Origin of the sequence: Aureimonas glaciei (assembly GCF_014643375.1) — a bacterium.
In the GTDB taxonomy this organism is placed as follows: Bacteria; Pseudomonadota; Alphaproteobacteria; order Rhizobiales; family Rhizobiaceae; genus Plantimonas; species Plantimonas glaciei.
In genome coordinates, this window is sequence record NZ_BMJJ01000010.1 from 17118 (window position 1) to 26158 (window position 9041).

The window sequence follows — 9041 nt, forward strand, 5'->3', positions numbered from 1 at the left end:
GATTTCAGCTAAAACGTCGGTCGCCGTAGATTTTTGCAGTTCACGCGGCAATGATAGCATCAAGATCAGCTCGGCGTAGGAGGCCGTGTCCAATGAAATCAAAGGATTACACCACGGGAGGCATGACCGGCTATCTACAAGCCGCGGCGCCCGATCGTTATGCTCGCGTCCAGAAATATGGGCTGGAGCTCGAGGCTTTCACGGTCTGCGCCGGCGACGAGTGGAATCCTGGCGTTGCCGGTGGCGACAAGTCGAAGTTCTCCGAGCGCACGGAATTCCGCAGCAAGACCGAGGACACGGTCAGCGATGGCAAGGATTATGGCTACGTCGTCCCTGTCCTCATCCCGGAGGGCTACGCCGAATTTTCGCCCAAGCAGACGCTTTGCCAGTGGCACGAGGGCGGCTATCCGGTTGCCAGCCTGCGCTACGAGAACGGCGAACTTGCCTTCGTCACCAACTACAAGAGCGGCTTCAACTACAAGCAGGTCGTCCCCTTCGTGAAGGGCAGGCTGCTGTGGTTCGGCTTCCTGTTCCGCTGGAATCCTGGGGAGAACGCCGGACGGGTCATGGTGACGCTTGCTGGAAAGGCGTTCAGCACGCTGCAGAATCACTCGCTGGTCGAGACGGGGACCAAGGTCGTTTACTTCAAGTACGGGATCTATCGGTCCGGGATGGACGCTTACAAGGGCCCGAAGCCTGCGCCAAACCAGACCGCGTATTTCGGTCCAGTGAAGCGTGCGGTCGGAGACGCGGCATTCACGCTGGTGACGAACCCGACTGAGCCGTTGCCATCGTCCACACCCATCGCGACGCCGAAGCCGGCCGCACCGGTGACTGATGCCTTCTACCCACTCTACAAGCGCCTTGACGCCGTCCAGACGGAGCTTGCTCGACTGCAGAACGCCATCGGAGCAGTTTCTCCGTCAAGCGTCAGCCTTCTGGAAGGCGCCGAAGAGAAGCTGGACAAGGTGATCGCTCAGATGCGGAAGGCCGAGGCGAAGAAGAAGTAGTCGATGGCGAATAACAGGCAATGAGGAATTTTCGGCGATGGAGGCCGAGCGCCATGACCAAGACCACAGCCATCGTTGCGATGCTGGCCGGCATCCTGATCCTCTCAAGCTGCGCTAGCCGTTGCGATGAATATTGTCGTCTGACCTACGGGCTCAAGGAAGTCCTGAAGTAGCCGCCGCGTCTAGCACGCATTCTGTTCTCACCATTCCTGGGCGTAGGAGGCCCTACCATCATGACGATACCGAACACCGACGAACGCGCAGCCGAGCTGCTCCATTGGGCCGCCGACCGCCTGACGCACGTCTACGCCGAGAACCCGCGCCTTGACTATGTGCTGGCGATGCACCGGGAAGCCGAGCGCCTGGCACCCGGGCTGAAGGTCGAGGACATCAATTATCGGGAGCGTGCGGCCGGCGGGACGATCATTTCGGAATCGATGGACCCGGCGTCGGTGATGACGGCCCTAGATCCCCTCGTCGAGCGCGTCGTCTGCACCCTCGCCGCCGACCGCCTCGACAAGTGGTCCGAGGTTCTGGATGGCCGGACGGAAGCCCGAACCTGGCTTGTCGGCATGACCAGCTTCCATTTCGGCGGCGAGATCGACCGAAACGCGGTGCAGGCATACATTGACGGGCAGGTGGACCGGATCCGCGAGCTCGATGTCGCGGATGCTGCTGGCAGGAAGACATGGGCGCATTCGCGGATGCCGCAGCCGAGGAGGGCGTGCGGGGTTCCGGAGAGGGCGCCGGTCGAGGACGTCGTGGCCATGGCGGTCGTAGAGGGGACGGCGGCTGAGTTCTTGGTGAGCATGCCCGACAAGGCGCAGGGCAACCACGACGATGCGAACAAGCCGCCTCGCCTTGAGATGAGGATCGACACATCCGACCCCGAAAACTTCCGGGTCATCGATATGACGCGCACGCAGCTCTTGCCGGACGGCAGCCTGTCCATCGTGACGACGCCTGCTGACGCGAACGACACCGAGGACTGGGTCACGCTCGACATGAAGGGCCCGACAGCCGCGCCGATGATCCCAGGCTCCTCGATCAGGCCGACGGTGACCCTCACGAAATCCGAACTGGCCAAGCTCTTGGAGCAGGCATTCGCTGAGGGTGTCGGCTGCGATGAGAGGTATGAGGGCGGCGCCGACAATCAGCTGGCTTGCGTCACCGATATCCTGGACGAAGTCCTATTCGAGGGTCCGACGCGCCTCGAGGACATGACGCCCGAGCTAGCGGATCCGGTGATCGCCGACGATGCCGACTGGTACCCGACCTTCGAGGAGATGGGCGCGTACCTGACCCAGATCGCTGGGCCCGGAGCGACGGTCTCTGCGGTGAAGGACAAGGAGGACTGGAGGGTCGACTTCCCATTCAACCTCTCGATCGAGATCTGCTGGGTCGAAAGGCAGACCGTGACCCGGTCGGAGCTGAAGGAGATCCTTCGCCGGCAGGTCGAGATCTATTTCCAGGGCGAGGGGAAGGCGTGCGCCGCGCCGCCTACAGAAGTAGAAGACCTCGATCGCGTCCTGATGTTCGCCGAGATGGATCGGTTCATCGCCGACCTGGCCGTCGAAGAAGGCGGAACCGTCAGTCGAGCGGTGAGCGGCAATGTCTCGAGCCACCAATACTACTGGGACATCAAGTTCCCCGACGGCGACGTGCGGTTCTACCATGGCGGCGGTCGTAGTTCGACGAAGCGGGAAATCCTGAAGAGTCTCGAGACGGCTAAATCGTGCTGGACCGGAAGACAGTTCACTCGCCGATCTGGCTTGGGGGCACGCTGATGTTCTGGGTACCAGGTCAGCCCGCCATCCTCCCTGTCGACAGCACCCGGTTCTCGGGAACGGTCGTTGTCCCGGAGCCCGCATCCGAGCCACCGAAGGCGGAGGACGTCCCGCACTTCCAGCCAGACCACACTTCGTTCGCGGATGCCCTCGTCTCCCGAGGCGTGAAGACCCCAATCGGAGGCTGGGCACCTGGCGGCTATCAGGCCCGCTGCCGTACCTGCGGCGAGATGCACATCGGCTGCGACAAGCGGACGCTTCAGTGCCTGCCGTGCGCGGTCGTCGCCGCCATGGATGCCACCGCCGGTGCAAGATCGGTCGCCGACCAGCAGGGCTACCGCCGCGGTCGCCAGTCGGTAATCGACGACGTGAAGAAGTTGGAGGCCTCGTCATGAGCCGCGGTCTCAGCCCTACCGGTGAACTCGACATCGTTCTCCCAGCCGGGCGCTTCGAGCGTTTCGCGGATGGAACGATGCGGACAACACTCGCCGATGGATCTGAAGTGATGGCTGTCGCCGGTGCTTCGGCTACCGACGTCGCACGGGCGGAATGCCTCGGCTACGACGGCGATACAGACCGCATGAGTCTTGATCACGAGCTCGTCCACCTTCTGCTCGCGAATTGGCTCGGACTGCCGGAGCCGCCAACGTATCGCGGGATCGTCGAGGCGAAGACCGGAGGCACATGGTGGTCAGGCTGGCGGAAAGAGGAAGCCGCGGTCTTGGCGATCCAGGCGCTCGCTCGCGAAGTCGGGGTAGACATCGTCGCTCTCGCGAAACGGGCGACAGAGAAGGGGACGGCGTGATGAGGGCTCAGATCCCATTTCTCATCATCGCCGCCGTCGCGCCGTATATCGGCATCCTGCTGTCGATATGGCTCTGGTCGTAAGCGCCGAGACCGTTCCCATTGCAGCTTGAGCGCCAGGCGGCTTGCCCGGCAGCTCAGACGGACGACGGCGGCGAGCTCCTACCTTCCGCCGTCGTCCACCCCTTTCCCCGACACCCAGGAATCCAGCATGCATCTCGCCCGCGGCCTCTGCGACCGCTGCTCCACAGGCATGACCGCCTTCTCCGACGAGACCGGAGTTCCCGAAACGCTCGACGTGAAGTGCGTCACATGCCGGGTCGGTCGGGTGCGGATCGAGGTGATGAAGGATCCGGCGTCCGACTCGAAGGTGCCGACGACGAAGGTCGCCAAGCATACCTGATCACAGAGTACACCCAATGCTAGGCAGCCGAGGAAGGCGATACGTCCATACTAAAATGCCCGCTCCCTAAGGGGCGGGCATTTTTGGTCATCTTTTACGATGTATCTCGATACCGCGAGTCTACCGAATGACGCGCACGATCTGGCGAGTATCTTGCTGAACGATAACAGGCTGTCCGTTCACGTACACATAGCGGTATTTCGACTGCGGGATTTCACGCAGTTCCACTGTGCCAGGAAGCTGCGCGCCAGTTACGACCTCGCCTTCCAGGTAAATTGGGTCGACCGGATTGGATCTGACATACTCGATATCGGGATCAGCGATATCTGCTGACGCCCCGACTGCCAGTCCAGCGACACCACCGACAGCTGCACCAACGGGGCCGCCGACAAGAGCTCCCACTGTGGCGCCAGTAGCACCCCCGGCAAGCGCTCCGTCGGCACTGTTGTCATACGTCGCTACCGGTACTCCGACGTCAGCGCGACGCTCGGTGATGATCACGCGCTGGCCTGAAAAGTCGGTCGTCAGATAATCGGAGTAGGCCCAGCCCGCCTGCCCATCGAAGGAGACGCGGCACCATTTGCTGTTCTCGAGGCAGCCTTCAATCGTTGCGCTACCATCTGCGGGGATAGCTCCAACGACCTGGTATTGCGGTCCCGGACCGGCCCGCACATTCAGGTCGGTCGTCGCCGTGACAGCTGTCTGAGCGAGAGCCGCGCCGGACAACATAAGAATGCTTCCGACGGTGAGGGTGACAATTTTCATTCGCATGAGGTTTCTCCTTACCCAGCAGGCGACTTCTGTCAGCGCCTTGATGACTCGATAAGGTGGTGCGTCAATAATTGTTCCGCCACGACCCGGTTCGAGCGCACTCCCGGAACTTCTCTGTCTCGCCCAGGCTCCGCAGGCGCAGGCAAAGCATTCACCTGGATTTAGTGAGCGACGGTCAATGCATGTGGGTCTGCGGCAGCCACAATGCCCGACGCATCCAGGTCGCCTCATCGACTAGGGTCGCTGCATCATGCCAGGGCTGCGCGACATCTGTCAGTGCGACCCGGCGGCCTTCTAGCCAATGATCAAGCGCCCATCCGTCAGGCTGGCCTTCGATCATCCAGATGTGGTGCGCAATCGGTCGGATAAGGTCGTCCAGCACTGTCGTCACTCCGGTTTGCGTTCTTCGAGGAAGATGCCAGATCCACGACGGGGAGCAAGCCAACTTCAGTCGCAGCAGACAATCGATAGGCGTTCCAAAATGACGTGGTGCGATTAGCCGAAGGGCATGAGCCCTTCGGCTAACGGTTAATGTCACCAGCCTTGCCGCTCGCTGTGATCAGGCACACGACCGTTCGGCGTCAGCTTGTCGATAACACCGGGAAGTAGCTCCGACAGCTGCGACAACAGATCGCCCCTGGGCATTCCTGTCTGCGTCACCAGTTGATCGACAGTGTCCTCGCCAAGGGCCGTCTGCAGCTCATGCGGCGCGATCGGCTCATTCTGCCCATCCGAAGACCCAGGACTTAGCCTTTTGGCCCTGGCCGCCGCGTTCTAGCCGCTCAAGGAGACCATCAAAACCAGTATGGCCGCCACTGAATTCGCCGCGATTGCCAAGGCCGCCCTGGACTCGCTCGTTGGAGCGCTCCGGCTGCCGAACCTGCCCTGATCCGGTGACCTCGCCCATTCCGCCTTGGCCGGTAAGGCCGCCCAGAAGGTCACCCAGACCGCCTCCCATTCCTCCGCCAAGGCTCCCGCCGCCGGAGCGTCCGGACATCTGCTGCGTCAGTAGGGCCATCAGCGCCATCATGATCGGGGACATGCCGCCCTGACTGCCGCCGCCTAGCATACCGCCGAGACCACCTAGTAGTCCGCCCTGCATGCCGCCGCCCTGCATCCCGCCGCCACGTTGCTGTCCGCCGAGGACGCTGCCGAGAACGTCTTCAAGAATTCCCATTTTGCTCTCCCTGAATCAAAAAGGGCCGGTGGAAGGATTCCACCGGCCCCGGCAATATGAATTCAGAGGCCGCGGCGAACCCGCTCGGCATCTGTCAGCGTCTCGCCGACCCGCTCGTCGGAGATGTCGACTTCCGTGTGACGCACGGTATCGGACACCGTCTCCGTGCGGTCGCGAACGTCACGCTTGAGATCGATCTCCTCGACCACTCGGGCATCCTTCGCGACGACAGCCTCCTCAGCCGTCTCCTCGAGCTCGATCGTGCGCTCAGCGAAGGCGTCCATGGCGCCAACGGGGCGGTCCACGGCGCGACGTGAGATCTCGACGTTCTCGCTGCGCAGGTTCACGTCTTCAGAGACATTCTCTTCGACGATGTACGAGCGTACCTTCACGCGGCCATGGCTGACATCGCGCTTGCCGACCCGCAGGTTCTCCTGAACGACTTCGATGGTGCCGTCACTATCCCTGGAAGCGTGGGTACCGAGGGTATCACTCTCGGAGTAGCCCGTAGCGCCCGAAGCCGCTGCATACGATGTGCCGGTTGTGGAGCCGATACCCGTGCGGGCGACGGAGGTGTCGGCTACTGAGCCGCTGGAATACGCGCTGCTGCCGGTGGCCGACGTGCCCGCCCAGCCTTCCGAGCGCCAGGTCTGCGCACGTTCATCAATGTCGGCGGCGCCTTCACCTTCAAGAATGTCGGCAATTTCCTCGAAGCGACCGTCCGGCGCTGTGACGTTCAGCACGGTACCGCCGCGGCGAACGCCTTCGGCGTAGGTGTGACGATCGTCCTCGTCGTCTCCCATCAGGAAATCGCCGATGGCTTCGAAGAAGCCCTTGTCGTCGGTAGCGGTCGTCCCGCGGGAAGTCGTAGTGGTCGAATCCGCGACGCGAATGTTGGCGCTTGTGATGCCGATTTGCGCGAGCTTGTCGATCGCATTCTGGGCTTCGGCACGGGTGTCGAAGTATGCCGTGATGTTCTGGCTCATAGTTGGTCTCCAGTTGATGTTATGGAAGATGAATCGTCCTCGGCGTCGGTACGTTCCACGACGGCGGTCTGTTTTCGCAAGTTGATTGAGGTTTCCACATGCTCAGTCGATCTGATGCGACGGACGTGTATCTCCTCCGTGACGACTAGCTTCTTCGTGACGACGATGATCTCCTCGACTAGCGAAATGATCGTCACGTCGCCTTCCTGTCGAATGGCGGGCGCCTCGGCGACTTCTCGATTCAAAGTTACACGGGAAATCTCGACGTTCTCGGTGTCGAGGTCCTGGCCGATGACATGGTCAGTCTCTTCGGTGACGGTTCGCACCCGGACGCGGCCAGTGACCACCTCCTCCTTTTCGATGCGCGCCGTCTCCTCGACGAGAGGAATGACACCAGTCTGATCCTCCTCCCGCGACATGCTCAGATAGTCCGGCGCGAAGGAATCACGCGGTCGGCATAAACAGGATGCACGACACCAGACCGACCACCGAACCAGCCGGCGATAGCGCCGAGGACGAGGGCGATGAAGGCGACGATGGCGCCGGTCGAAACAACCGAAGCGGCAGTATCGGCAGCTGAAAGGGCAGTTGCCTTCGCCTGTTCGACGGTCTGATTGTACTGAGCCTCGTACTGGCCGACCTGGGTCCGAGCTTCCTCGATCGGAATGTTTTTTGCCGAGGCAAGTGCAGCCGCTGCCTTCTCCCGAGCGTCGGCCTTCTCGGCTTCGTCACCCATGACGAGAGCCCGCATCGACGAGACCGCGGCGTTGTTCAGCGCCTCTGGATCTGTGCCGGTAGAGCGGACCTGCTGCTCGAGGGCATCAAGCGGGTTGGCGTTGGCCAGGGCAGGGGCGGCAGCTGTAGCTGCGGTCTGGGTCGCACCGCCGATAACGGAGGTGATACCCGAGAACGCGCCGCCGACGATGCCGCCGACGGCGGTGGACAGCATGTAGATGACGAGTAGCGTCGTGAACGCCCACGTCGTCAGACCATGGAGCGCGCCGGTCGTCGCAGCCGTCTTGCCGGACATGCGGGAAGCGACGTAGCCGCCGACAAAGGCGGCGATGATGCCGGCGAGGATGTACCAGATGCCTGCGCCGATCGAGAACGACGAGGCAGATGGGTTGTCGGACGTCATCGGGTCGAGTGTCGCGATGCCGACACCGACGCCGAGCATCGTCAGCAGGACCTGCGTGATCAGGCCGACGACGACGCCGGCGAAGATGGCGCCCCAGGAGACCTTGTTGATCATGATCGTATGGGCGTCATCGATCGCGGATGGCGCTGCTTCGAAATTCCCATCGCCTACGGGTCGTTGCGTGAAGTCTGACATGGGAATTCCTTGCGAGTTTTGCGCCGACGGCAGGATTGCCTGTCGCTACAAGGAATTAGGCGTCTATTGGTTCAGCCGTGCGGAGCTGAACGGGGTGCCAACTCCGGTCGTGGCTAAGCCGTCCGATGTAGTCGAAAGAGGACGCTTGCCGAGATTGACGCGTACGAGCCCGAGGGGGCCGGTCCGCAAAATTTCGTAAGCGTGGAAGGTTGGCGGAAGCGAACTGTCCCACCGGCGTTGCTCCACGCCCGGGGACCCCCGCCCACCCGGCCTGGCAGTCGGGGAATCCGGAATCACCCAGGCAGCCCGAGCGTGCGGCTGGCGCTGACCACCGAGTAAACCAGCATAGCCGCGTCGTCACAGGACGCGGATCACCATCGAGGAGTAGAGAGACTTCCACCATGCAGACCACATTCAGAACCGGCAAGCTGCCCGAGTGGACCTGCCTCGAGGCCAGCTTCGTCGCTGTCCCGGCTGGTGCGGATGTCGCCGGAAAGGTGCCGTGCGCGCTGGCGGTGGGCAGGCGGGAATGAGTGCGCGGGGCGCTGTGCCGGCGGCCGTTCGATGCTGTGCAAAGGGCTCATTGACTAATTAGCCAGCCGTCGCTTATATCACTGTATCTGACGTATTTGTGACTTGAACTTAAGATTATGGATTTGAAAGCACTCATGCGCGGACGGTATCCGAAGCATGTACTAGCATGCCTGCAACTAATAGCAGATGGATTCACTGCCGAAGAAGCTGCGAAATATCTTGGCCTCGATGTAGAA

Annotated in this window: 13 protein-coding genes; 6 read left to right on the forward strand and 7 right to left on the reverse strand. The window is 61.9% G+C overall.

The annotated features are described in order from the left end of the window. Window positions 1–92: 92 nt before the first annotated feature. The 5 genes from IEX88_RS18855 to IEX88_RS18875 all read left to right on the forward strand — a co-directional run bounded on the left by IEX88_RS18855 (window position 93) and on the right by IEX88_RS18875 (window position 4004). Entirely contained in the window at window positions 93–1010 is a 918-nt protein-coding gene (locus tag IEX88_RS18855; RefSeq protein ID WP_188853693.1) for a heparin lyase I family protein, read from the forward strand. 233 nt (window positions 1011–1243) lie between these two features. Continuing rightward, window positions 1244–2797 (forward strand): hypothetical protein, encoded by a 1554-nt coding sequence (locus IEX88_RS18860; protein WP_188853695.1) that lies wholly within the window; start codon window positions 1244–1246, stop codon window positions 2795–2797. Then, the gene (locus IEX88_RS18865; RefSeq protein ID WP_188853697.1) at window positions 2797–3192 is read left to right on the forward strand and encodes a hypothetical protein; all 396 of its coding nucleotides are present in this window, start codon (window positions 2797–2799) and stop codon (window positions 3190–3192) included. Before IEX88_RS18860 ends, IEX88_RS18865 begins: the two co-directional genes overlap by 1 nt. After that, window positions 3189–3602 carry a hypothetical protein gene (locus IEX88_RS18870; RefSeq protein ID WP_188853700.1) on the forward strand — a complete coding sequence of 138 codons (414 nt, stop codon included), beginning with the start codon at window positions 3189–3191 and terminating at the stop codon, window positions 3600–3602. Before IEX88_RS18865 ends, IEX88_RS18870 begins: the two co-directional genes overlap by 4 nt. A gap of 210 nt (window positions 3603–3812) precedes the next feature. Beyond that, window positions 3813–4004 (forward strand): hypothetical protein, encoded by a 192-nt coding sequence (locus IEX88_RS18875; protein WP_188853702.1) that lies wholly within the window; start codon window positions 3813–3815, stop codon window positions 4002–4004. 120 nt (window positions 4005–4124) lie between these two features. Here the strand turns inward: IEX88_RS18875 and IEX88_RS18880 are convergent, their stop codons facing one another. The 7 genes from IEX88_RS18880 to IEX88_RS18910 all read right to left on the reverse strand — a co-directional run bounded on the left by IEX88_RS18880 (window position 4125) and on the right by IEX88_RS18910 (window position 8271). Continuing rightward, window positions 4125–4769 carry a DUF1236 domain-containing protein gene (locus IEX88_RS18880; protein ID WP_308423856.1) on the reverse strand — a complete coding sequence of 215 codons (645 nt, stop codon included), beginning with the start codon at window positions 4767–4769 and terminating at the stop codon, window positions 4125–4127. Window positions 4770–4950: 181 nt separating this feature from the next. Next, complete coding sequence (locus IEX88_RS18885) at window positions 4951–5157, reverse strand: DUF2934 domain-containing protein (RefSeq protein WP_188853706.1); 207 nt, start codon at window positions 5155–5157, stop codon at window positions 4951–4953. Between the two features lie 152 nt (window positions 5158–5309). Continuing rightward, on the reverse strand, window positions 5310–5489 hold the full coding sequence (locus tag IEX88_RS27325; protein ID WP_188854097.1) for a YidB family protein: 180 nt from the start codon (window positions 5487–5489) through the stop codon (window positions 5310–5312). A 4-nt stretch (window positions 5490–5493) separates the two neighbouring features. After that, window positions 5494–5952: a hypothetical protein gene (locus IEX88_RS18895; protein WP_188853707.1), complete on the reverse strand. Its 459-nt coding sequence runs from the start codon at window positions 5950–5952 to the stop codon at window positions 5494–5496. A gap of 62 nt (window positions 5953–6014) precedes the next feature. After that, a complete protein-coding gene (locus IEX88_RS18900) occupies window positions 6015–6938 on the reverse strand; it encodes a YsnF/AvaK domain-containing protein (protein WP_188853709.1) in 924 nt (307 codons plus the stop codon). Then, window positions 6935–7357 carry a YsnF/AvaK domain-containing protein gene (locus IEX88_RS18905; RefSeq protein ID WP_188853711.1) on the reverse strand — a complete coding sequence of 141 codons (423 nt, stop codon included), beginning with the start codon at window positions 7355–7357 and terminating at the stop codon, window positions 6935–6937. Before IEX88_RS18905 ends, IEX88_RS18900 begins: the two co-directional genes overlap by 4 nt. Before the next feature lie 2 nt (window positions 7358–7359). Next, on the reverse strand, window positions 7360–8271 hold the full coding sequence (locus tag IEX88_RS18910) for a PhnA-like protein (RefSeq protein ID WP_188853713.1): 912 nt from the start codon (window positions 8269–8271) through the stop codon (window positions 7360–7362). 401 nt (window positions 8272–8672) lie between these two features. Here IEX88_RS18910 and IEX88_RS27085 point away from each other — a divergent pair, with 401 nt between their 5' ends. Then, on the forward strand, window positions 8673–8804 hold the full coding sequence (locus tag IEX88_RS27085) for a hypothetical protein (protein ID WP_274604629.1): 132 nt from the start codon (window positions 8673–8675) through the stop codon (window positions 8802–8804). The last annotated feature ends 237 nt before the right edge of the window (window positions 8805–9041 follow it).